The sequence below is a fragment of the Cutibacterium acnes genome (assembly GCF_003030305.1).
Taxonomy (GTDB): domain Bacteria; phylum Actinomycetota; class Actinomycetes; order Propionibacteriales; family Propionibacteriaceae; genus Cutibacterium; species Cutibacterium acnes.
The window spans coordinates 2,064,912-2,090,717 of sequence record NZ_CP023676.1; the positions used below are offsets into that span (position 1 = coordinate 2,064,912).

The 25,806-nt window shown below is 60.6% G+C and carries 20 protein-coding genes, 4 tRNA genes and 1 pseudogene; 10 read left to right on the forward strand and 15 right to left on the reverse strand.

Annotated features, from left to right (window positions below):
* Positions 1-21 precede the first annotated feature (21 nt).
* Entirely contained in the window at positions 22-1,005 is a 984-nt protein-coding gene (locus tag CPA42_RS10365; protein WP_002515434.1) for a cation diffusion facilitator family transporter, read from the reverse strand.
* A complete protein-coding gene (locus tag CPA42_RS10370) occupies positions 1,006-1,197 on the reverse strand; it encodes a hypothetical protein (protein WP_002515398.1) in 192 nt (63 codons plus the stop codon).
* On the opposite strand from CPA42_RS10370, the gene CPA42_RS10375 reads away from it, so the two are divergent.
* Positions 1,180-2,145: an L-lactate dehydrogenase gene (locus CPA42_RS10375; protein WP_002515406.1), complete on the forward strand. Its 966-nt coding sequence runs from the start codon at positions 1,180-1,182 to the stop codon at positions 2,143-2,145. The two genes, CPA42_RS10370 and CPA42_RS10375, sit on opposite strands and share 18 nt — an antisense overlap.
* Positions 2,146-2,177: 32 nt before the next feature.
* Positions 2,178-3,680 carry a patatin-like phospholipase family protein gene (locus CPA42_RS10380; RefSeq protein WP_002515399.1) on the forward strand — a complete coding sequence of 501 codons (1,503 nt, stop codon included), beginning with the start codon at positions 2,178-2,180 and terminating at the stop codon, positions 3,678-3,680.
* 78 nt (positions 3,681-3,758) lie between these two features.
* On the opposite strand, the gene CPA42_RS10385 is transcribed toward CPA42_RS10380, so the two are convergent.
* The 3 genes from CPA42_RS10385 to CPA42_RS10395 all read right to left on the reverse strand — a co-directional run bounded on the left by CPA42_RS10385 (position 3,759) and on the right by CPA42_RS10395 (position 7,807).
* Entirely contained in the window at positions 3,759-4,577 is an 819-nt protein-coding gene (locus tag CPA42_RS10385; protein WP_002515362.1) for an HAD-IIA family hydrolase, read from the reverse strand.
* A gap of 76 nt (positions 4,578-4,653) precedes the next feature.
* A complete protein-coding gene (locus tag CPA42_RS10390; RefSeq protein ID WP_002519579.1) occupies positions 4,654-6,510 on the reverse strand; it encodes a right-handed parallel beta-helix repeat-containing protein in 1,857 nt (618 codons plus the stop codon).
* A gap of 163 nt (positions 6,511-6,673) precedes the next feature.
* Positions 6,674-7,807, reverse strand: a complete 1,134-nt coding sequence (locus CPA42_RS10395; protein WP_002515425.1) for an ROK family transcriptional regulator — start codon at positions 7,805-7,807, stop codon at positions 6,674-6,676.
* 201 nt (positions 7,808-8,008) lie between these two features.
* Between CPA42_RS10395 and CPA42_RS10405 the strand changes: the two are divergent.
* From CPA42_RS10405 to CPA42_RS10420, 4 genes and pseudogenes are all read left to right on the forward strand, one after another.
* Positions 8,009-9,600: pseudogene (locus CPA42_RS10405) on the forward strand (DUF4091 domain-containing protein).
* Entirely contained in the window at positions 9,597-10,532 is a 936-nt protein-coding gene (locus CPA42_RS10410; protein ID WP_002515394.1) for a carbohydrate ABC transporter permease, read from the forward strand. The pseudogene CPA42_RS10405 and the gene CPA42_RS10410 overlap by 4 nt, the downstream one beginning before the upstream one ends.
* Positions 10,525-11,451 (forward strand): carbohydrate ABC transporter permease, encoded by a 927-nt coding sequence (locus tag CPA42_RS10415; RefSeq protein WP_002515383.1) that lies wholly within the window; start codon positions 10,525-10,527, stop codon positions 11,449-11,451. The genes CPA42_RS10410 and CPA42_RS10415 overlap by 8 nt, the downstream gene beginning before the upstream one ends.
* A 10-nt stretch (positions 11,452-11,461) precedes the next feature.
* Entirely contained in the window at positions 11,462-12,784 is a 1,323-nt protein-coding gene (locus tag CPA42_RS10420; RefSeq protein ID WP_002515363.1) for an ABC transporter substrate-binding protein, read from the forward strand.
* A gap of 188 nt (positions 12,785-12,972) precedes the next feature.
* Here CPA42_RS10420 and CPA42_RS10430 read toward each other — a convergent pair.
* Positions 12,973-13,046, reverse strand: a tRNA-Lys gene (locus CPA42_RS10430).
* A gap of 460 nt (positions 13,047-13,506) precedes the next feature.
* On the opposite strand from CPA42_RS10430, the gene CPA42_RS10435 reads away from it, so the two are divergent.
* The 4 genes from CPA42_RS10435 (at position 13,507) to CPA42_RS10450 (ending at position 15,553) form a co-directional block, all read left to right on the forward strand.
* Positions 13,507-14,673, forward strand: coding sequence for a C40 family peptidase (locus CPA42_RS10435; protein ID WP_002515365.1), 1,167 nt, complete (start codon positions 13,507-13,509; stop codon positions 14,671-14,673).
* Positions 14,674-14,858: 185 nt separating this feature from the next.
* Positions 14,859-14,931: transfer RNA gene (locus CPA42_RS10440), tRNA-Glu, on the forward strand.
* Positions 14,932-15,344: 413 nt separating this feature from the next.
* Positions 15,345-15,418, forward strand: a tRNA-Asp gene (locus CPA42_RS10445).
* A gap of 61 nt (positions 15,419-15,479) precedes the next feature.
* Positions 15,480-15,553: transfer RNA gene (locus tag CPA42_RS10450), tRNA-Phe, on the forward strand.
* Between the two features lie 40 nt (positions 15,554-15,593).
* Here CPA42_RS10450 and CPA42_RS10455 read toward each other — a convergent pair.
* The 9 genes from CPA42_RS10455 to CPA42_RS10495 form a co-directional block, all read right to left on the reverse strand.
* The gene (locus CPA42_RS10455; RefSeq protein ID WP_002515368.1) at positions 15,594-16,520 is read right to left on the reverse strand and encodes a carbohydrate ABC transporter permease; all 927 of its coding nucleotides are present in this window, start codon (positions 16,518-16,520) and stop codon (positions 15,594-15,596) included.
* Positions 16,520-17,416 carry a carbohydrate ABC transporter permease gene (locus tag CPA42_RS10460; RefSeq protein WP_002515417.1) on the reverse strand — a complete coding sequence of 299 codons (897 nt, stop codon included), beginning with the start codon at positions 17,414-17,416 and terminating at the stop codon, positions 16,520-16,522. The genes CPA42_RS10455 and CPA42_RS10460 overlap by 1 nt, the downstream gene beginning before the upstream one ends.
* Positions 17,417-17,544: 128 nt before the next feature.
* On the reverse strand, positions 17,545-18,852 hold the full coding sequence (locus CPA42_RS10465) for an ABC transporter substrate-binding protein (protein WP_002515410.1): 1,308 nt from the start codon (positions 18,850-18,852) through the stop codon (positions 17,545-17,547).
* 148 nt (positions 18,853-19,000) lie between these two features.
* Positions 19,001-19,957, reverse strand: coding sequence for an alpha/beta hydrolase (locus tag CPA42_RS10470; RefSeq protein ID WP_002515422.1), 957 nt, complete (start codon positions 19,955-19,957; stop codon positions 19,001-19,003).
* 15 nt (positions 19,958-19,972) lie between these two features.
* A complete protein-coding gene (locus tag CPA42_RS10475; RefSeq protein WP_008597657.1) occupies positions 19,973-20,176 on the reverse strand; it encodes a DUF3073 domain-containing protein in 204 nt (67 codons plus the stop codon).
* A 135-nt stretch (positions 20,177-20,311) separates the two neighbouring features.
* Positions 20,312-21,379, reverse strand: a complete 1,068-nt coding sequence (gene purM, locus CPA42_RS10480; protein WP_002515370.1) for a phosphoribosylformylglycinamidine cyclo-ligase — start codon at positions 21,377-21,379, stop codon at positions 20,312-20,314.
* Positions 21,376-22,863 carry an amidophosphoribosyltransferase gene (gene purF / locus CPA42_RS10485; RefSeq protein ID WP_002515373.1) on the reverse strand — a complete coding sequence of 496 codons (1,488 nt, stop codon included), beginning with the start codon at positions 22,861-22,863 and terminating at the stop codon, positions 21,376-21,378. Before purF ends, purM begins: the two co-directional genes overlap by 4 nt.
* Positions 22,864-22,957: 94 nt before the next feature.
* Positions 22,958-24,202, reverse strand: a complete 1,245-nt coding sequence (locus CPA42_RS10490; RefSeq protein WP_002515432.1) for an MFS transporter — start codon at positions 24,200-24,202, stop codon at positions 22,958-22,960.
* A 184-nt stretch (positions 24,203-24,386) separates the two neighbouring features.
* Positions 24,387-25,730 (reverse strand): dipeptidase, encoded by a 1,344-nt coding sequence (locus tag CPA42_RS10495; protein WP_002519576.1) that lies wholly within the window; start codon positions 25,728-25,730, stop codon positions 24,387-24,389.
* Positions 25,731-25,806: the final 76 nt, after the last annotated feature.

Below are 25,806 nucleotides of genomic sequence, written 5' to 3' on the forward strand. Positions count from 1 at the left end.
CATGTTCGACCTTAACCCGGGTCAGACGTCAATATCTTCGTAAGAACGCGGGTCCTCGATGGGTTCCAAATGGCCGCTCACTCTCATCTCAGGCCATTCTTCAAGGATTTCATCGATAAGGTCCTCCATAACGTCATGGCCCTGCTTGACCGTCCAGGAACCCGGAACGAGCATGTGGAACTCGAGGAATTGTCGGTACCCGGCCTCTCGGGTGCGCACCGCATGGAACGTCAGGTGGTCATTGGAATGGGCGGCAAGGAAGTCCCGGATAGCCGCGTTATCCTCTTCGGGCAAGGAGACATCGAGCAGGGCAGTACCAGACTGTCTCACGAGTTTGGCCCCGGTGACAAGGATGTTGATCCCTACCGCGAAGGCGACGATCGGGTCGAGCCGCTGCCACCCCGTCAACCAGACCAGTCCGACTCCTACCAGGACGCCGAGGGAGGTCCACACATCGGTAAGGAGATGCTTGCCATCGGCGATAAGTGTCATCGATCGACGCTTGCGACCATTCCTAAGCAGAACCCACGCCACTGCCCCGTTGATGACCGAGGCCAGTACCGACACGAGAAGGCCGACACCGGCGTCCGCGATGGGGCGCGGATAGAGGAACCGCTCAACAGCGCTGTATACGATGACCGCGGCGGCGATGAAGATCATCATCCCCTCGGCACCTGCTGAGAAGTACTCGGCCTTCGAGTGACCGAATTGGTGATTCATGTCCGGTGGACGGATCGATACCTTCAACGCGACCAGGGCGATAATTGCCGCCACAAGGTTCACCAAGGACTCGGCAGCGTCCGAGAGCAGACCGACCGATCCAGTAATGTGCCAAGCGAGGGTCTTCAGCAGGATCGTTGCGATGGCTGCCGCGATTGACAACCATGCAAAACGGCTAAGATCCTCCGGCGGCCGGTGCCGCGAGGTGACCGCGGGAATGTCGGGAATCGTCGTCACCCGAGCATTGTCCCAGCCCCATCTGTACTCCCCAAACAGGACGGTCAATCATCTGTCCGGAACGCAATGTCGGCATAGCCAACGACCAAGGGACGGCCATGCGCACCGCACGGCACGACCACTATGGCGGAGGGGCGTCACGAAGTTGAAACCTGCCTGGTGAATGATGGAGATGTAAGCATGTACTGCGAAGGTACTTCGTGACGACTGCAGGAGGTTTCTATGCCCATCAAGCCACATAAGCTCGGGATTATCGGGGTCGGCCGAGTCGGGGATGCAGTGCTGTCCGACGCCATGATGAGTGGACTCTTCGGTGAGATTTGCGTCATCGACGTCAATGAGAAGTTGGCCGCCGGTCAGGCCCTCGATCAGCATCACGCCACCGCACTGCCCAACGTCACCAATGTCGCCGTGTACGCCGGTGACTACGACGACCTGTCTAATGCCGACGTCATCATCATGACTGCCGGCCCGTCTATCGACGCGTCCAACGGCCCGGCAACCGGCGCTGCACGGCGTGAATTGGCCGCCACTAACGGCAAGATCATCCGCTCCACCATGACGCAGATCACCAGCCGCAACCACGACGCAGCCATCATCATTTGCTCCAACCCTCTTGATGCCTTGGTCCATATCGCTAGCACCGAGTTCGATCACCCGCAGGGGTTGGTGCTCGGCACCGGAACGATCCTTGATTCGGCCCGCATGTGTCGCGTGGTCGCCGACCATCTCGGCGTCGATCCAGACTATGTGCGTGGCTACATGATCGGCGAGCATGGCCCGTCCGGGTTCCCGATGTTCACTGGAGTCAATGTCGGCGGCGTCGGATTCGACGGGCTGGCCAAGCTCTTCGATGCAGACCCGATGGACCGCGACGAGCTGACCACGCGCATTAACGATGCCGGTACTGCCGTATTCAATTTGAAAGGCTGGACGAGCGCTGGCATCGGCCAATCGGCCATCACCATTGCGCGCTCTATCCTCCTCAATGAACACGCCGTCTACCCGGTTTGTACCACCTTGCACGGCCAATACGGTCACGACGGCGACGTGTCTATGGGCGTGCCGTGCGTTATCGGCGCCACGGGTGTCGAACGCATCCTCGAGGTGCCGCTGGATGACTGGGAGCAAGAGCACCTGGCCAGCACCATCAAGGCCATCCAAGAGACCGTCGAGGCGGCTTCCTGAGCGCGCTTCGACGAAGCTCGTAGGATTGAGCTATGGAACTCCCCTCGTGGCTCGGTATCCCTACCCTCGCATTCGGATTGGGGAGCCGAACCCCCCAGCAGGGTCTAGTCCTTGCTGGGGGAGGGTCCAGAGCCTCCTTCCAGATGGGTGCGCTGCGGCACCTTTATGACGTCGTCGGGATTACCCCCACCTCGATGGTGGCCACTTCGGCCGGGTCAATTGTGGCCTGTACCCTGGCTCAATGGACCGATCCAGCCAAGCAATCGGCGGCACTGCGTCAGCTAGAGGCGATGTGGCTCGAGATGACCGATCAGTCCGACATGTTCACGCCGCGGGCATGGTTTTCTCGGTTGCTCGAAATAGGCCCGGAATGGATGTCGTTGCTCAACCGGGAAGCCGCTAAAACAAAGAGCCAACGTCCCTGGCTGAGCTTGCCATTTCATCGCGGCCCGGAGCAGACGAAAGTCCCTGACCCCGCAGAACCTGTTGCCGGCCGTGACGACGACCGCCTCACCGGTCAGGCAAGGACCTTGGAAATCGCCACTCGTGACGACCCCATTACAGGTGGTTCCTGGACCCCAGGTGTCATCTTGCAGTTGCTATCAGCCCTGTCCCGATTAAGTCGCGACGGCGGTGATATTTCGACGATCGTGCGAGGGGCTGAGACCTCGGCGTCAACCTATCGTGCCGGACCTATCTTGGCGAAACTGCTCGATCGTGGCTTCTTCAAATCCGAATTATTGGCAACCTCAGGAATGTCGGTACGCATTGCCACAGTCGCCCTAGAATCCGGAGAGTTGCGATACATGACCGAGTCAGGAGTGCTCGTCGACCGTGACAACAACCCCATCGGCTCCTCAACCTTCGATGTCTCTCGCGGGGTACTCGCCTCCTGCTCCATTCCCGGGGTCTTCCGTCCCGTTGACCTCGACGGAGAGCACTACGTCGACGGTGGTCTGCGGGAAAATGTGCCCGCCGAGATGGCAATCGGGCACCTTGGTGTGACGAACCCTTACATCATCACGTGTTCGCCGCAGGGGACCGCACGAGAGTCCGATTTTGGCTCTCGCAACATGCTTGATCTAGTAATGAGAACGGTGTCGATCCTGACTGACGAGACCGAGCGAGACGAGGTAGCCTATGCCCTCAACGCTGGCGCCGTCGTCATCGGTCCCGAGATTTCAGTACACGACTCGATGACGGTCGACCCTGGATTGCTGCGTATCAACCGCGATTACGGCTGGATGTGCTCGGCAGAGAAGCACATCACGCCGGGCCCCGACGAGCACGAACTCATCAAGGATGCGGTACGCACTCGAGTGCGCGGTTGGCAACTCGAACAGGCCTGGCTCAAAGAAGAAGCCTCCCGCGAGGACATGGACGAGATGCAACACCTCAAGGACCACTTGCGTGACATCGCGGCCCGGCTGCCACGCGATCTAGCTCCTGACGGGGTTGAGACGTGGGGGCGGGTTCTCGAAGGACATGGCCACCCGCAGGCACCCGAGGATGTCGTCATCCCCTGGCAGGTGTAAAAGCCCCAGGAACGTCCGGATACGACACGACGGCGGCGAACGTCACGTTCACCGCCGTCGCAGCATTTCGTCGATGTTTCAGATGAGCTCGTTGAGGTCGGCTACCGAATCAAGAATGATGTTAGGACGGTAGGGGTACTGTTCGACTTCTTCACGCTTGGTGATACCCGAGAGCACCAGGACAGTCAGCAACCCAGCTTCCATACCAGCAACCATGTCGGTACCCATTCGGTCACCGATCATGGCGGTGGTCTCAGAGTGGGCCTCAATGCGATTCAAAGCCGAGCGGAACATCATCGGGTTCGGTTTTCCGACGATGTATGGCTTGTGCTTCGAGGCAGCCTCGATCATCGCGGCGACGGCACCGGTGGCAGGCAGCGGGCCCTCTTTGCTGGGGCCAGTCGCGTCGGGGTTAGTGCAGATAAACCTGGCACCGTCGACGATGAATCGAACGGCCCGGGTAATGGCCTCAAAGGAGTAGGTACGAGTCTCTCCGAGGACGACGTAGTCAGGGTCGATGTCGGTGAGGATAAACCCGGCCTCGTGCAGGGCCGTCGTCAGGCCAGCCTCGCCAATAACGTATAGGCGCGCGCCGGGCTGCTGGTCGGCTAGGAAATGGGCGGTAGCCAAGGCGGAAGTCCAAATATTGTCCTCCGGCACCGTCAAACCAGAAGCCTGCATCCGGGCAGCCAGGTCACGCGGGGTGAAGATGGAGTTGTTGGTCAGAACCAGGAATCGCTTCGAGGTGTCAACCCAACGATTAATGAGATCGCTGGCGCCAGGCACCTCATGGTTCTCGTGGACGAGCACGCCGTCCATGTCGGTCAGCCAGCACTCGATGTCTGCAGGATCTCTCATAGCCCCTAGCTTATCGATCGTCAACCGACCTCGGTGCATTACGGGCAGAACCTGAACGCACCTACAATCACCTAGCCGTGATGTCGTACGGGGCGAACCATCTCACCTCATATGCTCAGACACCAGTCTTGGGCAGCGCCCTCAACCCGACAACAATTTTCTTACCGGACAGAGCGGTGATAGCGACGGCTGGATTCCCCGGGACCTTTCCGGCATGCATCGACGGGAGGGACGAGGGTGCCGTGGTGGGCGGAACGATCGTCCGGTGGATGTCAGCCCCGATCGCGAACGGGGACCCGTCGGTCGGCACCGCCACTCCCCAGAAGTCGACGAGTCCTTCCATCGGTGCAGTATTGCCGGGCAGGACGTCATTCGACAGCGGAAGCGCCCTGCCAATGGCGGGGGACGTGGGGCCCAGTCGGTACAGGCCTCCGGTAGGCCAATCATGGGCCCGGGCGGTCTCGTCGGCTAACCCCGGCAAACCGTTGATGTCACCGGGCCAGTTGGAATTCGGATGAGTGAGATTGTGGGTGACGACGTTGCCAGGACGCCCGACTGCTCGATTCCCGTTGGCGTCAAAGCTGTACGGTGCACCGTTGACACGGATGATGTTGTTCACGATGCCCACCTTCGTATCGGTCGTGAACGGGGCCTGTAATCGGATGCCCGCACCATTTCCCTCGTTGTTAGCGCGGAAGATGGTGTTGCCGTAGATCCACAGGCCACTCACCTGCCCGGGAATGCCGGAGCCGTCGTCGTAGGACGACACCATTATTTCGGGGGCGCTGCCGAAGGTGCGTCCGTTGCCGACAATGACGTTGTTGCGGATCGTGGCGCTGGCCTTGTTCTGCGCCGAGATGACCGATACACCATAGTTGGCGTTGTCGTGCAGGTAGTTGTTCTGGATCACCGAGTTGACGGTGTTGCGGTCGGCGTCCAGGCCGGTGCCATCGTTGCCGGTCCACCCCTCACGGTTTCCCCAGGCGTTGTTCCACTCAGCGGTGACGTTCTGGGTGGTGTCCCACCAAGCGCCTGCGCCGTTCATGGTGTTGCTTCCGGGGGTCGGATTCGGGTTGCGTCCCGAGCCGTTGCGGTACAGATCGTTCTTGCGTACTACGACGTCGGTCGCCCCGAAGACACCGATTCCCATGGCGTCGTTGTCATGCAGTGACCAGTTGGCGATCACGGCGTTCTTAATGCCGTCTCGCGGAGTCACGTGCGGGTAGGGTTTGGCGTCAGCAGCGAAGCAGGTCAGCACCGAATAGCCATCGCGGGCGACCCCTGCTTCAAAATCCGACCACGGGTACAGCTGGTGATAGCCGAGCTGCACCCCAGCGTGCTGAGTGTGGCTGGCCTCCACCTTGTTGATGGTGACCTGAGAAATCTGCGCCTTCGCCGAACACGGCATGACGGAGATCCCGCCAACGCCCATGACCCACATGTTCTTCGTGACCGAGTTGGCACCCCCGGTCCAGACGTTTTGCTGCGCGGTGACCCTCTGAATCGTCACACCGGTGATGTGTTCGCCGTTGTGAGCCTCGACGGAGATGTCATTGAAATAGCCGTTGCGAACGGTGAGGTCCTGGATGACGAAGTGCGACTTGTTGTCGACCTCGATGGCCGAACGCGGATTGTGCGCCGAGGCCTTGGCGTCGATCACCGGAGTCTTCCCCACACCGTAGGCACCTAGTAGAGTGTCGGCACCGGCGCGTCCGGAGGCATTGATGACGACAGTGCCAACGCACGTACTACCACGACGCAACAGCACTTTCCTGCCTGGGCCAAAGGCACTTTTGAGCTGGGTTAGGGAGTTCAACGGGCTCGTTTCGGTCCCCCTGCCGGGCGTGGGAGCCGAACAATCTACATAGGTCGTGGTGGTCGTGGCGGAAGCGGTGGGGGCTGCGACTGCGCCTGGAGCACCGCCAATGAGCGCTCCAAACAGTGCCAGGGTGACAGCGGTACGAAACCTCATCGGCTCTCCTACGGTGCGGTGCTGGGACCATCAGGTGAGAACCAGCAGCCTTGCTGACCCTCATCACGTGCCGACCATGTCGTCGGCTCCAATGGCATGTGACAGTCAACGCCGTCACACCAGAGTTGTCAAGATCTCTTTCGGAACTTCGTCAGACCCGCACTCAGACTTGTCGAGTCGAGGCCTCCAGCTGCGCCAAAGCAAGCTCCACAGCTCCTTGGACCACAGCATGAGCACCCGCTCGGGACGCCTCAATGTATGGCAGATGAGGTAGATCGTCGCGAAGACTGGCCCGCAACCGACGAGCGATGCGAACATGGGCCGGGCGAGCATGGCCGCCGATGACCAGTAGTCCAGGATCGAGGGCAGCCAACAGTGCAGCAACCCCCGGGGCGATGGCGTCGGCAAAAGCGTCGACGGCCTGCTCAGCCCAGACGGGGGCGTGTGGTGATCCAGCAAGTTCAAACAATGCCTCGGCCGAGACGTCGTGCCTGGCAGCAACGTCGACCAGATCCAGGTGCGCGGTAGCCCACCCTGACCCTGGCAGGTAACTCATTTCGCCGGCATACCCGGCAGAACCGCGAATGGCGCGTCCGTCGAGGATAATTCCGGCTCCCACCGAGGCATCGATGAGCAGCGAGATCATTGATTCTGTGTCCGCCAGGCCACGCACATGCTGCTCAGCCAGAGCAGCGAGCACTGCGTCGTTCTCGATCATGACATTACCCACACGCCCGTCATGAAGGGCAGCAAAGTAGTCAGGGTCGGAAATTTCTGGCAGGGACTCATTGTGACGCAACCGACCGTCCGGTCCGACGCTACCGAGGGCACCGATGACCATCGTGTCAACGGAATCCAGGCCCAGCTCTTGTAGCAGATCATCGAGGGCTTCGTCAAGCAAAGCTCCGGGGGAACCGCCACGTAGAGGTCGCGACGTGCTGGTCAACATCTCACCGTGCCAGTCGGCCAGGCCTAGCTCGACGCCCTGCAACCGGATGGCCGCCCCGGCCTGAACCCTCTTCGTGGCGTTCAGCGTAAACATCCGGGAGCGACGCCCTCCCCTGCCCCCGGCGTGCATCGATTCCCGCTCGAGGGCATCGCCCTGTTCTAGGAGCGAGTTCATGGCGGCACTGACGGTGGGGCGGGTCAGACCGGTGAGCTCCTGGAGACGTCGGATCGTCACGGGCTGAGTTGCCGTCACCAGACAATCCAGTACTGCCGCCTGGTTATGGTCGCGCAAGTCGGTCAGCGACCTGCCGCCAAGCTGTTCAGCACCGTCGGAGCGTCCTTGACCCATCAGGAACCAGCTTTCCACGAAAATCCGTCCATTTTCAGGCTCAGCTTACTTGCCCCAGATCAAGTTACGAATTACTCTTTCTAAACATCGTGGACACCGTCGCCCCGACGGGACTCGCATCGATGAAGATGGAGGAAAGCCGTGCGTGAGAGCTGTACAGCGGTGGTAACCGATCTCTCCACTCGCGTACGTCCAGACTCCGTGCCCCAATCGCTGTCAGAGCAATGGTTCGCCTCCGATCAGGCGGTGCGCGTCCAAGTCGCCTACCGGTGTGGCGCGGAAGGCTCCGAACATGTGTACGACCGCGTCACCGCCTCCGTCATGGTGCTGGTCGACGATCATGAGATCGCCGCCAACTGCTGGCGCGTCATGGAGGTTGCTGCTCCGCTGGTGCGCTACCCGGAATCCGGTGGCGTCTACGAAATCGACGTCCCCGGCCTAGTACCCGACCGACTTGACCCGCTAGGACGCTTCGGGACCCGGTTCCTGCCTGACCAGTGGCAGTCATTGGTGGTGGAACTGACGGCCCCACTTGACCCCGGAAGTCACACCCTAGACATTCGTTTTGTCGACGACGACGGGATCATCGCCGACGCCACGCAACGCCTCGAAGTGGTCTCGGTGACCGGGACCGTGGCGAGCTTCCACCACTCCGAGTGGATCCACGTTGATGCGCTTCAGGCGTGGTCCGGCGTGGAGGCCTTCGATGAGCGCCACTGGGACTCATTGACAAAGCCGTCGAGCTGGCTGCCAGCGCGGGCGTCGACACCCTGTTCACCCCTATACTGACCCCTCCTATCGACGTCGATCCCACCAGTCCGCCGCTGGCCACTCAGCTGGTCGTCGTGCACCGTCAGGGCGACCGCTGGAGCTTCGACTTTGACCGTCTGGATCGTTGGAGTCGCATCGCTCGACGTCACGGTATCACCCACCTCGAGTTCTCCCATCTGTTCTGCCAGGGGGAAGTCGACCGTCCGGCTGACGTCTACGATGCCGACGGCAACCACCTCTTCGGTTCCCATCTGCCTACTGAGGGGTACCGCGATTTCCTGGCCATCCTGTTGCCGGCCCTAGACCAGTGGTCACGACGCCATGGCTGGTCTGATGCACTGTACTGGCATGTCTCGGATGAGCCCCGGGCCAATCAGTACACCTCTTACCGTAAGGCCGTCGACATGGTACGTCGCACCGTCCCCGGGGCCACCGTCATCGACGCCGTGGACGATCCGAGGTTCGCCACCGTCGTCGACGTTCCGGTGACCATCTACGGACACCTCCTCGAGTGCGAGGCCGCTGGACTTGACGGCATGTGGGTCTACACTTCCTGCGCCTCGACTTTCTGGGAACCGAATCGCCATCTCGGCATGCCGCTCACCCGGCTACGTGCCCTGGGACTGCTGCTGTGGTGGCACCACACCCCCGGTCTGCTGCACTGGGCCCTCAACTTCTGGTTCGATCAGTTCTCGCGCTACCTCGTCGATCCCAACGCCGACACCTCGGCTGACTTGGCTTTTCCCTCCGGTGATAGCTCGGTCATCTACCCTCGTGTCGATGGTTCCCTCGTGCCTTCGCTGCGATTGAAGGTTCTCGCACAGCTCCACGAGGACGTCCGACTGTTGCGGCGTGTCGAAGATGCGGTCGGCCGCCCTACCATCGTCGACCTCATCGAACACTTGGCCCCCGGATCCACCGCCGATCTGGATCACCGTTACCCCTTGGAGCCTGATTTTTACCGGTCTCTGACCGCCAATTTGCTTCGCCTGCTCAAAGATATCGATGGAGCCACCGTATGAAAGTCGTCACCACATCCGGCCATCGCCGCCACTCCTCCACCCAACCCAAGCTGGCGCCGTGGTTGTTCCTGTTCCCGGCTTTGCTGCTGTTCGTCTTCATCTTCGTGTTGCCGATCGCCTATACGATCATGCAGAGTTTCTTGAAGCCAGGACAGAAGAAACTCCTGTACGCCCCCAGCGGGCACACCGCGCCGCAGTTCGCCGGAATCTCCCAGTACACGGCAGCCTTTCAGGATTCCCACTTTCTGCTGTCAATCGGGCGAGTATTGCTCATCGGCGTGGTCCAGGTACCGCTCATGCTGCTGTTTTCAGTGTGTCTGGCATTATTGCTGGACGCCCGTAGGGTGAAAGCCCGGCAGGGATTCCAGCTGGCCTATTTCCTGCCCTACGCGGTGCCCGGTGCGATCAGCGCCTTGATGTGGACCTTCCTGCTCCAGCCGCAGCTGTCACCGTTCACCTCGTTGTTCCAGAAGATGGGTCTGAACCTCAACCTGTTAGCCCCGTCGGTAGTACCTATCTCGGTAGGGAACATGATCACATGGGGCTTTGAGGGCTACAACATGGTGGTCATCTACTCCGCCCTGAAGGCCCTGCCCAACGAAATCCTCGAGGCTGCCCATGTCGACGGTGCCAGCTCTTGGCGCACCGCCTGGCAGATCAAGGTACCGATGGTGCGCCCCGCAGTCATCATGACCGCAGTGTTTTCCATTATTGGCACCATCCAGTTGTACAACGAGCCCGCGATCCTGCGAAACTCCGCGCCCCGCATCGACCCCGATTTCAGCCCGATTATGGCGGTCTACAACTTAGTAACCACGGGTGACTACTTCGGTGCTGCTGCTCGCAGCGTCATTCTTGCCGTCATCACCCTGGTGGCCTCGTTCGGATTCCTGAAGTTACAGTCACGCCGCGGAGGTGCCTTCGATGAGTGAGCAGAACCTCATGGAGTCGACGGACCACGGCACCACAGGTGTCGTGCCACCGGTCAAGCGCAACCGCGGCAAGGGAGGCAAACCACAGTTCGGCCTCACCGGAGCCTCGATGCTGGTCGTCATGATCATCGCTGCGCTGTATTTTCTTGCCCCGCTGTGGTGGTTTCTCGTCTCGGCCACGAAAAGCAACGGTGGGCTGTACTCGGGTAATCCATTCTGGTTCCATGACTTCAGTCTTGCGGAAAATTTCACCGACATCGTCCACCGCGACGGAGGCATCTACTTCCGCTGGCTGCGAAACTCCATCTTCTACTCGCTAGTTGCCGGGGTGGGTGCCGGACTGATCTCGGCCATGGCCGGGTACGCGCTGGCCAAGTTCCGGTTCCGTGGGCGAGATGCGGTGTTTAACTGTGTGCTGGCGGCGACCCTGTTGCCGATCATGCTGCTGACCGTCCCGTTATATCTCATGTTCTCAAAGGTCGGTCTGGTGGACACAATCTGGGCGATGATCCTGCCTAGTCTCATCAACCCTTTCGGCATTTACCTGTGCCGTGTGTACTCGGCAACCGTACCCACCGAGGTGCTCGAAGCAGCTCGTCTGGACGGCACGAGTGAAGCCGGCATTTTCTTCAAGATCGTGCTGCGCATCATCTCCCCCGCACTGGCCACGGTGTTCCTTATCCAGTTCGTGAGCACCTGGGCCAATTTCCTATTGCCAACAATGATGTTGACCACGCCCGAGAAACAGCCGTTAGCCGTCGGACTCGTCACGTGGCAAGCGACCATTCAGACGGGCAACCCGGCACCTACCAACATTCTCATCTTCGGGGCCTTTTTGTCAGTGCTGCCACTTGTGGCCCTCTTCCTTCTATTGCAGCGCTACTGGAAGACCGGTCTAACGACCGGCGGAATCAAGTAAGGAACAAAACATGGCAAACTTGCACAGTTTCAGTCGCCGTGGACTGTTGCTCGGAGGCGGTGTCGCTATGACGACCATGGCTCTAGCAGCATGTGGCGAATCCAAGAGTGCATCCAGCAGCAGTACGAGCAGCGGCGCCTCGGACGCGAAGGTTTCGTTGACCTTTTGGGGGTGGGCCCCCGGATACAAGGAGGCCGTCGAGCTGTGGAATAAGAAAAACCCGAACACTCAGGTCACGTGGATCGCCACCGAAGCCAGTCGCAAGATTTACCCGAAGATGCTCACGGCGGTCAAAGCCAACAACGCTCCCGACCTCGCTCAGGTAGGTTACGAGGCGCTGCCCTCCTTTGTGATCCAAGATGCGGTTCAAGACATCAAGGAATGGGCTGGTGACGTCGACAAGAATTTCACCGCAGCTGGTGCTAAGTCCGTCAATCTCGGCGGTGCCGTCTACGGAATCCCAGTGGATACTGCGCCAATGGCCATGATCTACAACAAAGCCTTATTGGACTCGTTGAAAATCAAGGCGCCCAAGACCTGGGACGAGTTCGCCAGCGCAGCTCGGGCTGTCAAGAAAGCCGACCCGAAGGCCTCGTTGACCTACTTCAGCTCCGACCGGAACTTCCTGGCTGGTTTGGTCCGGCAAGCAGGCGGACGCTGGTACGACGTCACTGATTCCACCGTAAAGGTCATCATGACTCAGGACGCCGCCTCGAGGAAGGTGGCTGACTTCTGGCAAAAACTCATCAACGAAGGCAGCATTCCCGTCCACGAGGGCTACACCCCGCAGGTGTACAAACAGATGAATGAGGACACCCTTATTTCGGAACTCTACGGCATCTGGGACACTGCACTCATCGCCCAGAACGTGCCCAAGGGGAAAGGCAAGTGGGCCGTTGCTCCGCTGCCAGAATGGCCGGACCGTCCCGGTGGAGCCGACATGGGAGGGTCAGCCACAGTGGTGCTCAAGGGTTCAAAGAACGCAGAAGCGGCCGCTAGGTTCGCCACGTGGATGAGCACTGACCCGCAGGCCGTGTCGATCTTGATTTCGAAGGGTGGCCTGTGGCCGGCCTCAACCACGGGGCTGGCGAATAAGGCCCTGCAGAAACCTGACGCCTTCTACAGCAACGACAAGGTTTTCGTCCCCTTCATCGACGTGGCGAAGAACCTCAAATACGACTGGGTTTGGGGACCGACCCAGGTTCAAGCTGGGCAAGACATGGAGAACAACTTGGTCAAGGTCTCAAAGTCGTACCCCATTACCAAGGCACTGGCTGACACCCAGGAGTCAACCTTGGCCAAGCTGAAGAAGCAGGGCATCAAGGTCGGCTGACGCTCGACGACACCTGACCGACTGCAGTCGGGAACCGAATCACCAGTGCGGATGAATCCACACTGGTGATAGGTACGTTACGCGAGAATGTCATCGAAGAACGCAGCGTGCACTTCATCACCTCGATGACAGGTCCGCTGCTGTCGGACGCCAGGAATGCCGTCCACCTTCCCTGCCAGTGCAAGCTGTGCCCCCACTGGGACTCGAACCCAGGACCCGCGGATTAAAAGTCCGCTGCTCTAACCATCTGAGCTACGGGGGCTCCCCTAGTGTAGCGATGCTTCCTTCATCATGCGAAGCGACCCGGGTATTCGGCGGCCGATTCTCGGTCCTTTGCCGCAACGCGTGTCGATACCTACTCCTAAACATCAACCTGTACTTCAGAGTTGGCATGAACTTTTTAGACTCGCCGCGGCAATGGCAACGCCCAGGACGATCACCTTCATGGCGTCCGGTATAACCCCTAGTCAAAGCCGATTAGGAGACCCTCAGCGTCGCCAGCGAACCCCAAATAACATCTTTGAGATTCTCAGCCATTTCTCGGCGTGTCGACTTGCAGGCGACGAAAAAACTCTTCGGAGCAAGTAGACGAAACCCGTTTTGACAACTTGAATTGCCCTTGTCACGCGAGGTGTTCCTGGTTGGGTCGGTGGACGGATCCGGGGAAGAGCCAGGAGTGCCCCATAGGGAGGCGGGTCCACACGCCGGAAGGAGTCAGTTCCATGGGTGTTGTGCGCCCGCTCCGGGCCGGGGTCGCAACCCTGGCCACCGCTGGTCTCGCCATCGGCGGCAGTCAATTCTTTGCCCCCCCAGCCCAAGCCACCAACAGTTCAGTAAAGGCCCGAGTGTCCGCTCGCACCGCCGTTAACATCAGGGCCCAGGCGGGCATACACGGAAAGATCGTAGGCGTACTCGAGAGGGGCCAGCAGCTCAATCAGACCGGCGTCCCCGTCAATGGCTGGGTCCCGGTCGCCTACCGTGGCCACACTGCCTTCATCGACCACCACTACCTGTCGTCAGTCGCCTGGCGCCCATCTCCCTCCAGCCCCTCCGCCTCCAGCTCTCCAGTCGGAATTGCCCAGGCAACCACGTACGTCTATGTTCGCGCTGGGCACTCTATGCAGGCCGCCAAGGTGGGTGTGCTCTCCCCCGGTGAGAAAGTCGGCGTAACCGGACGCTCCGCACAGGGCTTTAGCGAAGTTGTCTACAACGGCGTTCACCGGTGGGTTGGTTCCCGCTATCTGAGCCCCACCGCCGCCAAGCCCTCCCCGAAACCGGCGCCGGCTCCCAAGCCATCCAAGACCGTCTACACGACAGCTAACCTCAACCTACGAAACGGCGCCTCCATGAGCGCTGCGGTGTACACCTCAGTCTCACGTGGCACCGCCCTGGCAACCACCGGGCGGACTACCTCCGGATGGACCCAGATCACCCATCGGGGACGCACCTTGTGGGCCTCCAGCAAGTACCTCACCACTACTACTCCGCCCACACCGGCACCCAGGCCCGCCCCCGATCCCTCGGTGTCGCCTCGTGGCGCTCGGGCCGCCATTGTCAACTACGCCACGGCTCAAGTGGGCAAAGCCTACATTTGGGGAGGCGAGGGCCCCGACGGCTTCGACTGCTCGGGCCTAGTGTTGAAGGCCTACCAGCAGGCGGGAATTAACCTGCCCCATTACTCGGGGTCACAAATCGAGCGCGGTCATCGCATTTCCCTAGACCAAATTCAGCCCGGGGATCTTTTCGCCGCCTCGGGTGGCGGTCACGTCGGCATTTACGTCGGCAACGGGTACATGGTGGAGGCAGCCAATCCTCGTGCCGGGGTGCGTCTGAGCCCCATCCGTTCCTCGATGTACCCAGTTCGCATCAATTCAAACCTCCTCAACTGAACCAGCGTGACGCCGGCAATCCCTATCGGTTGCCGGCGTCTGCGGTGCCACCAAGGTAGGCACGCTGGTAAGCGCTCGTCTGCCCAGAAGGCCAGCATCCGGTGGGGCAATTTCTCGCCAGTGATATGACCTGGCTATGATGGCCCAGTTCGACGGTTGCCATCGCATTGATATGCATCCGTTGAGTCCCGGTCGTCCAGAGGCCTAGGACACCGCCCTTTCAAGGCGGCAACGCGGGTTCGAATCCCGTCCGGGATACCCTCAAGGGTCCTGCATCGACATCGATGCAGGACCCTAGTTATGTCCGGCCAGGTTGGTTTGTCAGCCAACCCACCGTTTCACGCCTCAGATCCAAATCATGTCATCGGCACGCTTAGGCGAAAGGATGCGCGTCATACCCGCCAGCGGCCCGCCCAACCATGGCGACCTTCAGTTGATCCGTCCTGCTCATCTCCCTTAGCACAGCAGCAGACACACTAGGTGGGCGCCCAAAACTTCTAGTTCGCTTACAGCGAACCCGGCATCCCTGCAAGATAGCCCCACTAGGCCATGCAAATACCCTAGTCACAGCTGTTTTAACCCGGCATCCAGAGGTCGATTTCCCTTCAGGGTTACATCCTTGCTATATTTTTCGAGCTGCCTGAGGCAGTGGTCGGGCTCACAAGAGTCAAGGCCCCGTAGCGCAGTTGGTTAGCGCGCCGCCCTGTCACGGCGGAGGTCGTGGGTTCAAGTCCCATCGGGGTCGCTGAAGCGGTGATGAGTTCATCACCGCTTTCGTGTTCATGCGGCCTTTGCGTGGGCACGATGGCCGGGTAGCTCAGTTGGTAGTAGCGTTCGCCTGAAAAGTGAAAGGTCACCGGTTCGACCCCGGTCCCGGCCACCTTGCAAATGACGAGGTCGCGTCAGCGCCTTTCCTAACCTCATTTGACCGAACCGCTCATGAGGCCAGAGACGAAGTACTTACCCAGGGCGATGTACACCACAACGGTCGGCAAACAGGCAATGAGCACACCAGCCATGATCTGCGGATAATTCGGGTTCTGTCCGGAAGCCAACGCATTGAGGCCGAAGGTGACCGGCCCGTTGTTCTGGTTAGTCAGGAACAGCGCAAAGAGGAAGTCGTTCCAGGCACTGGTGAACTGCCAAATGAGCGTCACGACGAAGCCTGGAATGGACACCGGTAGGACGATCTTGGTGTACGTCGAGATCATGGCAGCGCCGTCCACTCTGGAGGCCTCGACTATTTCCGAGGGCACTGCGGTCGCATAGTAGTTGCGGAAGATCAGAGTGCAAATGGGGATGCCATACACGACGTGGCACAGCACTAGGGTCGGGATCCCGGCGAACCACGGAGCTCCCTGCTGAATGTCTAACATCATGCCTGACAGCGGAATCATGATGGCCTGGTAGGGAATGAACATCCCGAACAGGAACAGCACAAAGATCACATGGGATCCAGGGAACTTCCACTTCGCGAAGACATAGCCGTTGAGGGATCCCAGAATGGCAGAGATGATGGCGGCCAGTACGGCCATCACGAGAGAACGTCCTAGAGCTGGCGCCAGGGCGCCCCAGGCGGCCTGCCAGCCTCCAACTGACCACACCCTAGGGAATTTCCACGCCGTCGTTTGGTCGTAGACAGACGGCGTCTTGAAGCTCGTCACGAGCAAGGCATAGGCAGGGGTCAGCACCAGCACGGCGAAAATCACCAGCAGCACATAGCGCACGGCGCTCATAGTCTGCTGGGCCGCCGTGCGACGCCGGCGACGTTGAGGGGCGTCAGCCAGGGTCCCACCGGGAACAGTAGCGTCACCACGTACCTCATCCGGAAGCGCTGTACTAGTCATCAGCGTCCTTGTCTCTCGGTGCGATTGGTGTACACGAGGTACGGGACGACGACAACGGCCACAATGACCAGCAGGATCGTCGCGTTGACGGCACCCGCCGTCGGGTTATTGAGCTGGAACATTTGAGTCCACATCAACGTGGCCGGGACCTCTGCGGTGTAGGAACTCTGCCCGGCAATTGCGTAGATAAGGTCGAACATTTTCATCGACATATGGCCAACGATGATGAGAGCGCTCAGAGCGATCGGCGAGAGCTGCGGGAAGAGAACGTTCCAGTAGAGCTTGAACTCGGACGCACCGTCGACCCGAGCTGCCTCACGCTGGTCTTCGGAAATACCGCGGAAACCGGCCAGGAAGAGAGCCATGATATAGCCGGACAATTGCCAGATAGCTGGGATGGCCATAGCCGCCATATTGAATTTACCCGACGAATACCAGGATGACTGCAGCCCGGACATTCCCATATGAACAAAAAGCTGGTTGAGACCGGCGGCCTGACCATCCTTAGCAGGAGACAGGAGCCACCGCCAGATGACACCAGCAGCCACGAAAGAGACTGCCATCGGGAATAGGAATATCGACCGGAAGAATCCCTCGCCGCTAACACCTTTCTCCAGTAGGAGAGCCCACAACAGGCCAAAGACCATGGTTCCAGCGACGAACACCACGGTCAGCACCAGCAAGTTCCACATGGCGTGCTGATACCGGCCATCGGCTAATAACTGTGAGTAGTTAGCCCAGCCACCGGGAGCCTTAACTCGCCCCGATTTCGTCTTTACCCGCGCCAACGATGCGAAGACCGTCTTACCGATAAACCCATAGACAAAGACGCCAACGAGAATGATCGACGGCAGCACGAGGAGAAAGCTCGGAAGCCAGCGCCTCACTCTTTTCATGATGAAATCTCCTGATTTTTTGGGGGATGAAGAGCGCTATATAGCACCCCTCATGTGAGCGCAAACGCGCAACGTTAGATCAAGAACAGTTCCGGTATGGGGTCCGACCTGCGGACCCCATCCATGGCTCACTTGCCGTATTTGTCGTGTGCAGCCACCAGCGCGGAAGCCAGGTTGTCGGCGTTCTTGTCCTGGTAGAACTTGCTCATCGCAGTGTTGATCTCGGAGCTCCATGCCAGCGAGACAGCCGCACCGTGAGCGATCGACGAAACGATCGGCACCTCTTTGAAGTCCTTCATCGCGGTCTGCTGGTACGTGCTGAAACCGTCAGGCTTGACGTCGGTACGAGCCGGGATAGATCCCTTGATCTTGTTGAACGTCGACTGGGCGTCGGCCGAACCGACGAAGCGCAACCAATCCTTGGTTGCCTCGGGGTTCTTGGTGCCGGTGGGCAGGGTGAAGGAGTCAGCCAGGAAATCGTAGACGACCTCCTTGCCGGGCACCACGAAAGCGGTGTAGTCGGCGTTGTACTTCTTGCCCTTCATGTCGAACTCCGCAACGGCCCAGTCACCCATGACGTTGTAGGCAGCTTTGCCGGAAGCCACCATGTCAGTGGCAGCCGGCCAGTCGTCGCCGTCGGAAGCGGTATTGGTGAAGGTGAGGGCCTTCTTGTAGTCCTCGATGGCCGCCTTAGCCTCGGGGCTGTCCCATGTGCCATCGGGAGTGAAAAGCTTGTTGTAGCCGTCGGCGCCCATATCAGCAGCCAGAATCGACTCGAAGAGTTCGGTCTGAGTCCAGGTGCCACCGATCGACAACGGGGTGGCGACGCCAGACGCCTTAACCTTCTCCATATCAGCAATCCAGCCCTTGACGTCAGTCGGAGTCTTGGTGACGCCGGCCTTCTTGAGGAGGGCGGAATTAGCCCACACCACATTGGCGCGGTGGATGTCGACCGGCACCGAATAGATGTGGCCATCGACAGTGAGACGGTCAGCTAGGGTCTTTGGGAAAACCGACTCGCCACCGAGTTCCTTGATAATTCCATCAACGGGCTCGATCTGCTCATTGTCGATATAGTCGGTCAGTTCAGCGCCAGCGTGACCTTGGAAGGAACTCGGAGGGTTGCCGTTCTTAAGATCGGAAGCCAGCTTGGCCTTAGCGTTAGACCCAGATCCACCAGCAACGGCAAGGTTTTTAAACCTATCGTGCGGGTACTTTTTGGCGAACATCTTCTCGAGAGCCTGCAAGCCCCTCGCCTCGGAGCCGTCGGCCCACCAGGTAAACACACCAACCTCGCCGCCGGCGCCGCCTGCCTTGGGAGTCGACGAGGACGTCGTCGACCCTTGACTCGCATCCTCGTCGGTCGTCGTGGAACTGCAGCCAGCCAGGACGAGCATCGATGCCGTCGCCAAGGCTGCGATCTTCTTCGCGTACATTCCAAACCTCCGTGTGGTTCGGTCAGATCGCCTTCTCCCGGCGCGGATGCCGCAGAGTCGATCTGTATCTGCTGGGCGACGGTGCCCAGCACAGGAAGTGTGTCATAAAAATGTTAACGACGTCCAAAAACGTGTCAGATGTGAGTTATTACGCTAAATAGGCGTCAACCCAGCGCTCCATTTCAGCGAAAACACCAGCCCGCACCGACGGAGCAGAGAGCACCACATCATGGAGTCCACCCCGGACACGGACCAAGGTGAGATGGCGACCAAGGTTAACTGCTGCGCGCGCCAACCGATCGACGTCGAGAACGGTATCAGCGGTCTTCATCGACGGCTTCCACGTCGCCGAAAGGTCGCTGCGAGCAGAAATGAGCACCAACAGCGGGACGTCAATGTGCAGCCCCTGAGCCACCTTCTGATGACCATCGAGGATAGCTGCCAACCACCCGGCGCGAGTGACGAAAGGAGCCCATGACGGATCCTTGACCTCCGGGACGTCCCATTCCCCGCCAAACTCACGACGGATTGAGTGACCAAAATTGTCCCGGGACGGGATAGGCAGCACAGTCGTCGGTTCTGCGACGCGGACTGATCGTGCCACCGGCCCAGCTAGAGCTCGGGTAAGGAACGACCCCTGAAGGTCGATCCACGGTGAGTTGAGAATAACCCCGTCAACCCATCCCGGATGACGCGACACCCACAACGGGACAATAAGCCCCCCTGTGGAGTGACCCATGATCGTCACCGAGTCGTGATCGGCCCGCAGCAATGACACCGCAGCGTCAATTTCCTCATCGTATTCGGCCAAGTCACGAACCCAGCCAGCCATCTGACCGGGAACAAGATTTCGCCCGTACCGACGCAGATCGAGCCCGAGGAAGTCATACCCCCAGCTCTCCACCACCTCAGCTAGATGAGCTTGGTAAAAGCAGTCCGACCAGCCGTGGACGTAGAGCATGGCACGGCCATGACGCGGCTCACCACGACGCACCACACTCGCAGTTAGAAGCCCGTCGGGATCCCCCACAGCCTTAGCTGCATGCGGGAGCCCGATCCGAGCGTATTCAAACCCGTCGAGTAAGGGGTCGTTCAGCCACCTCATGGCCGCATTACCGGCTCAGTCCTCCTCGCCGTAGTGGGCGTACTTCTCAGCCAAATCTGCGTACTCATCCGACAAGCCGTCCTCGTCATGAGGATCCTCCTGCTGACGGCTCTCGCCTCTCAGCTCTCGCTCCAGTGACTCGAGATCCATGTTCACCGAGCGATACTTCAAATCGCGGGCAACCTTGGTCTGTTTCGCCTTTGCACGGCCGCGCCCCATGTGGGTCGACCCCCTCGCTTCATCAATAGCGGCATTGCCGCCCAAAATCATCAACTATCGTGGTGCACAGGCTACCCGAGCGATGACCCACGTACCAAAGTGGGCCACCGCAAATTGTGTTTCCAGGCGAACGGCCTAGCAGCAAGGATGGCTCGAAACCAGCACCGCCCCCAGCTCATTCGTCGCGTCACGATGGGAAACATGACCGCACTGCCAAGCGGAAAGACCACGCTCGGCAAGCAGATCGATAGCTGCAGAGATGTTCGCGTCTGGCATGACGACGACCATCCCGACTCCCATATTGAGGGTCGCTTCGATGTCAGGCTGTGAGACGTTGCCCACCTGCTGGACGAGGTTGAAGATCGGCGCTGGTGTCCACGTGGACCGGTCGACCGTAGCAACGAGATCATCAGGCAGGACACGGGCCAGGTTGTTAGCTAATCCCCCGCCGGTGACGTGACTCATAGCGTGCACCTCGATCTGGCGGATAAGGGCCAGCAGATCAGCTGCATAAACCGTCGTCGGCTCCAACAGCTCTTCGCCAAGGGTGCGACCCAACTCATCGACATGACGGTTCAAAGCCCAACCAGCGTCAGCCAGCAGCACCTTACGGACCAGTGAGTAACCGTTCGAGTGCAGCCCCGAGGAAGCCACCGCCAACAAAGCGTCGCCCTCCTGCACGCGCTGCGGGCCAAGAATGTCGTCATACTCGACGGCGCCCGTAGTAGCGCCTGCGACGTCGTACTCGTCGTCGGTTAGCAGACCCGGATGCTCAGCTGTCTCGCCGCCCAACAGGGAACAGCCGGCTTGAGTACACGCTGCGGCGATGCCCTTGACAACAGCGGCAATCCGGTCGGGGTCGACGTGGCCGCATGCAATGTAGTCGGTGACGAACCACGGCTCAGCACCCACCACGACGAGATCGTCGACGAGCATGCCGACGAGGTCAAAACCAATGGTGTCGTGAATGTCCATAGCCTGGGCAATGGCCACCTTGGTGCCAACCCCATCAGTCGAGGTAGCCAGCACCGGGTGACGGTACTGGCCCAGGACGGAAGCGTCGAAAAAGCCAGCGAAGCCGCCCAAGCCGCCAAGGACCTCTGGACGACGGGTGGCGGCCACGTGGGCCTTCATCAGGTCAACGGCGCGCTCACCAGCCTCAATGTCGACTCCGGCACGGGCGTAGGCGGACTCGTTGCTCACTGCTGCTCCTGGTTCGGGTTGGTGTGGGTGGCGTCGGCTAGCACGGCTCGCGCCGAGACAGGCACCGGTACGGGATAAACGCCGTCAAAACAAGCCCGGCAGAGGTTATCGGCGTCAACGTGGGTGGCACGGACGAGGCCGTCAAGGCTGACGTAGCCAAGCGAGTCAGCGCCGATAGATCGGCAGATGTCCTCGACGTCAAGACCCGGGGCGATGAGCTGAGCGCGAGTAGCGAAGTCAATGCCGTAGAAGCACGGCCACTGCACCGGCGGAGAAGAGATGCGCACGTGCACCTCGGCCGCACCAGCCTCACGCAACATTCGGACCAGCTGACGCTGGGTATTGCCGCGCACGATGGAGTCATCGACGACGACGATGCGTCGTCCCTCAATGACGTCACGCAACGGGTTGAGCTTGAGCCGAATACCCAAGTTGCGCAGGGTTTGAGAGGGCTGGATGAAAGTCCGGCCCACGTAGGAGTTCTTGACCAGGCCCATGCCGTAGGGGATGCCGGACTCGTCGGCATAGCCGATAGCAGCCGGGGTGCCAGACTCTGGCACCGGGATGACGAGGTCGGCGTCGGCAGGGTGTTCCTGGGCCAGGATCTTGCCGACTTTGACGCGAACGTTGTGGATACGTCGTCCAGCAATAACGGTGTCAGGGCGAGCCAGGTAAACGTATTCGAAGACGCACCCCTTGGGCCGGGCCGCAGCGAAACGGCTGGTGCGCAACCCAGCCGCGTCAATGGCGACCATCTCGCCGGGCTCGATCTCGCGAACGAAAGTACCACCGACGATGTCGATAGCCGCAGTTTCGGAGGCGACCACCCAACCACTAGATAGGCGCCCCAGCACCAACGGTCGGATGCCCTGCGGATCACGAGCAGCGCACAAAGTGTGGTCGTCCATGAAAACGAGACTGAAGGCACCCTGAAGGTGGGGCAGGACCTGGGCGGCGACTTCCTCAAGAGTGCCGTCATAGGTCGTCATGAGGGCTGTTACCAGCGAGGTGTCGTTGCTGGAGTCCATCCGGTCTTTGTGGGGAACCTCGGTATCCGGGGCACGCTCAGCGATGAGGGCTTCGAGGGCGCCGGTGTTGGTGAGGTTGCCGTTATGGGCCAGAGCTAGCCCGTCACCACCTTGACGCGACCTGAACGTCGGCTGGGCGTTGTCCCAGATACTCGCACCAGTCGTCGAATACCGGGTGTGCCCGACGGCCATATGTCCCTGGAGGGAATTGAGGGTGGCCTCGTCAAAGACCTGGGACACCAACCCCATGTCTTTAAAGACCATCATGTGGCGACCGTCTGACACCGCCATGCCAGCTGATTCCTGGCCACGGTGTTGCAGGGCATACATGCCGAAGTAGGTGAGTTTAGAAACCTCCTCACCGGGGGCATAGATCCCGATGACGCCACAGGCGTCTTGGGGCCCGTGGTCCTGGGGGTTGAGGTCTGCGGTAAGCCTTCCGTCTGCGCGCGCCACATCAACACGCTATCGCACACCGAGGCAACTCACCGTGAATTGTGCGTCGGAGCGTCGGCGTCACCACACCCGTTCTCGACGGCGACAAGCGAGTTCAGTGTGTCGGGGCTACCCTCGATGCCGCCGGTAGGGCCAACAAGGTCGCCGCCACACCGACGCCCCACGTCACCGCATAGGCCGGAGTTGCACCACCCCAGTCAGCCAGCCGCCCGGCCAGGGTCGTCCCGAAGGCATACCCAAGGCTGTTCATAGCCGCTAGCAGAGTCATAACGGTGCCAATCCGTCCAGCCGAGGCCGACCTCTCCGCCACACTGAACAGGGTGATCATGTACGGGGCCGCCGCCATACCAAGGATGATGAGGATCGGCACCAACGGCCCAAGGCGATCGACCAGCAGCAAGGGGGCTGCAAAAAGGGCCAATCCGGCAGCGAAAAGACGCCACCTGGCCGGCAGGTCCAGACGATGAGCCAACCGTGGCAGAGCCAGCCCAGCAGCAGCGCTACCCACTGAAAGCAAGGCGTGGAACAGCCCTGCCAGGCCTGGACGTCCGGCGTCGGTGGCGAGGCTGGTCGTGCCGGTCTGCACAGACCCAAACACCATGCCCATAAAGATCATGCCAACGCAGGTGGCCGCGACACCTGAGGTGAATAGCGGGCCGGGGCCACCACGATCTGACCGTGCCGGGGCCCCGGCACGAATCGTTCTGCCCGGATGAACCTCAACGAGTTTCGACGTCGGGTCCAGGGCAAACCAACTCCCCAACACCACCAGCATGGCGCCGGCGACGATAAGCCCCGGAACGGGACCGGCCAGCACAGCGAGAGCGCCGACCGCGGCCGGGCCGAGAGCGAAGGAGGCTTCGTCAATGGCACCTTCCCAAGCAAAAGACGTTTCGAGGATCCCCGCCTCCATGGTGGGATTTGCCGCACCCATGGCGCGCCAACGAACTCTCGCCATCGTGCCAATCTGCGGAAGGAAAAACCCCGCTAAACCACCCATCACGGCCACTACCGGCCATGCGGCACCCATGACTGCAGCCAGTCCCTCAGCGATCAGGGCTGTGCCACCGACCAGAGACTGCGCAAGCAGCACGACACGCTGACCGTGACGGTCCGTCAGAGCACCAAAAAACGGGGAACCAATAGCGATAGCCAAGGCGACCACGCCGGCAGCCAGACCACCGGGGCCCAGCCGCCCCGATACTTGCGGACTGGACACCAGCAGCAGGGTGCCCAACTGGCTCATAGCTAGGGGCAAACGAGCCAGAGCGGAGACGGCGACGAACGTCCCGCCAGGCAGCGAGAACAGGGTGCGGTAGCTCACGGAACTGGAGGGCATGAGGCGGACCTCTCAATGACAGGGACAACGTGCTGCCCGCGCCTGCCCACCCTTCTGACGCGAATCCCGGTGATCGTCACACAAACGGGGCAACTCCCCGCTGAACGTCCCAGGCCCTGCCTGCCGGCACAGCCGACGGCAGGGTTATCCTACGCGGGAACACCGTGCAGTGGAACTTCGCTCCTCACTCGGCGAGGCCAGCAAGCATGAGGGCCTCGGTGAGGATCGCCCGACGGAAATCACCCAGGTGCAGGGACTCGTCGATGCCGTGCATACGCGACTCCGGGTCAGTAACAGCAGTCACCAGGACGGTGGCCTCCGGGAAGGCGTGCTGCAAGTCAGTCACCAGCGGGATAGCGCCACCAGTGCCCATCTCGACCGGCTCCTGCCCCCATGCCAGCCTGAAGGCCTCCTTGGCGACCTCGGCCTTGTCACCGGTGAAGGGGACGACGCCCGGCTGTCCCAACTGACCACGGGTCACCTTGATATGAGCACCGAACTCGACGTGGGACTCCAGATGCTTGACGAGGGCCTCCATAGCCTCGCCGGCGTCTTGGCCGGGAGCGACACGCAGGCTGATCTTGGCCCGAGCGCTGGCAGGAAGGATATTGATGGCGTCCTTGACCGGAGTGGCGTCAATAGCAATGACGGTCACCGACGGCTTGGTCCACATCTTCTCGACTGCACGTCCGCGCCCGACCCACTGAACACCGTCGAGGATGCCGGTCTCCGCACGCAAACGATCCTCCGGGTAATCCAGTTCAGGGCCCGCGAATCCCTGCAACCCGTCGACGGTGACCTCACCGGTCCCGTCGTGAAGGGTGGCGATAAGTCGACACAGGGTGGTCAAGGCATCGGGCACGATGCCGCCAAACTGGCCGGAATGCAAGGCGTGGTCGAGGGTGGAGACCTCGACGATGCAGTCGACGACGCCGCGCAGGGTGGTCGTCACGGAAGGGACGCCCTGCTCCCAGTTGACCGAATCGGCGACAACGATGACGTCGGCGGCCAGCTCGTCCTTGTGCTCGGCGATGATGACCTCCATAGAAGCCGAGCCGATCTCCTCCTCGCCCTCGACGAAGAGGGTGACGCCGACTGGGGGCTTGCCGTCGAAGGCACGAATGGCGGCCAGATGGGCGGCGACGCCACCTTTGTCGTCGGCGGTGCCACGACCATAGAGACGCTCACCTTTGGCGGTGGCGACGAAGGGTTCAGTATGCCACTCATCAAGGTTGCCGGTGGGTTGGACGTCACCGTGGGAGTACAGCAGGACAGTGGGCATACCCTCAGGCGCCGGCCAGTGGGCGATGACAGCGGGAAGGCCGTCGTTCTCCGTGACGACGGTGACGTCGGCGGCACCGGCCTCCTTGGCAGCGGCGGCAACGAACTCGGCTCCGGACCTCACGCCGTCGGGCCGCTGGGAACTAACCGACCGGACTGCCACGTGGCGGGTGAGTTGCTCAACGGCATCGTCGAAACCAGAATCAACCTTGGCAGACAGGTCCTTGAAAGTATGAGAAAGATCCATGATCAAAGTGTAGGGCCGTCTCCGCGCCTCATCGTCGGATTATGAGGCGGTTACATACCCGACTGCTCCATACCTC

Bases quoted from the DNA above. Each gene is read 5' to 3' on its own strand.
- CPA42_RS10375 (WP_002515406.1), top strand. From the start codon at position 1,180: ATGCCCATCAAGCCACATAAGCTCGGGATTATCGGGGTCGGCCGAGTC.
- CPA42_RS10370 (WP_002515398.1), bottom strand. From the start codon at position 1,197: ATGTGGCTTGATGGGCATAGAAACCTCCTGCAGTCGTCACGAAGTACC.
- CPA42_RS10380 (WP_002515399.1), top strand. From the start codon at position 2,178: ATGGAACTCCCCTCGTGGCTCGGTATCCCTACCCTCGCATTCGGATTG.
- CPA42_RS10385 (WP_002515362.1), bottom strand. From the start codon at position 4,577: ATGCACCGAGGTCGGTTGACGATCGATAAGCTAGGGGCTATGAGAGAT.
- CPA42_RS10390 (WP_002519579.1), bottom strand. From the start codon at position 6,510: ATGAGGTTTCGTACCGCTGTCACCCTGGCACTGTTTGGAGCGCTCATT.
- CPA42_RS10395 (WP_002515425.1), bottom strand. From the start codon at position 7,807: ATGGGTCAAGGACGCTCCGACGGTGCTGAACAGCTTGGCGGCAGGTCG.
- CPA42_RS10410 (WP_002515394.1), top strand. From the start codon at position 9,597: ATGAAAGTCGTCACCACATCCGGCCATCGCCGCCACTCCTCCACCCAA.
- CPA42_RS10415 (WP_002515383.1), top strand. From the start codon at position 10,525: ATGAGTGAGCAGAACCTCATGGAGTCGACGGACCACGGCACCACAGGT.
- CPA42_RS10420 (WP_002515363.1), top strand. From the start codon at position 11,462: ATGGCAAACTTGCACAGTTTCAGTCGCCGTGGACTGTTGCTCGGAGGC.
- CPA42_RS10435 (WP_002515365.1), top strand. From the start codon at position 13,507: ATGGGTGTTGTGCGCCCGCTCCGGGCCGGGGTCGCAACCCTGGCCACC.
- CPA42_RS10455 (WP_002515368.1), bottom strand. From the start codon at position 16,520: ATGACTAGTACAGCGCTTCCGGATGAGGTACGTGGTGACGCTACTGTT.
- CPA42_RS10460 (WP_002515417.1), bottom strand. From the start codon at position 17,416: ATGAAAAGAGTGAGGCGCTGGCTTCCGAGCTTTCTCCTCGTGCTGCCG.
- CPA42_RS10465 (WP_002515410.1), bottom strand. From the start codon at position 18,852: ATGTACGCGAAGAAGATCGCAGCCTTGGCGACGGCATCGATGCTCGTC.
- CPA42_RS10470 (WP_002515422.1), bottom strand. From the start codon at position 19,957: ATGAGGTGGCTGAACGACCCCTTACTCGACGGGTTTGAATACGCTCGG.
- CPA42_RS10475 (WP_008597657.1), bottom strand. From the start codon at position 20,176: ATGGGGCGCGGCCGTGCAAAGGCGAAACAGACCAAGGTTGCCCGCGAT.
- CPA42_RS10490 (WP_002515432.1), bottom strand. From the start codon at position 24,202: ATGCCCTCCAGTTCCGTGAGCTACCGCACCCTGTTCTCGCTGCCTGGC.
- CPA42_RS10495 (WP_002519576.1), bottom strand. From the start codon at position 25,730: ATGGATCTTTCTCATACTTTCAAGGACCTGTCTGCCAAGGTTGATTCT.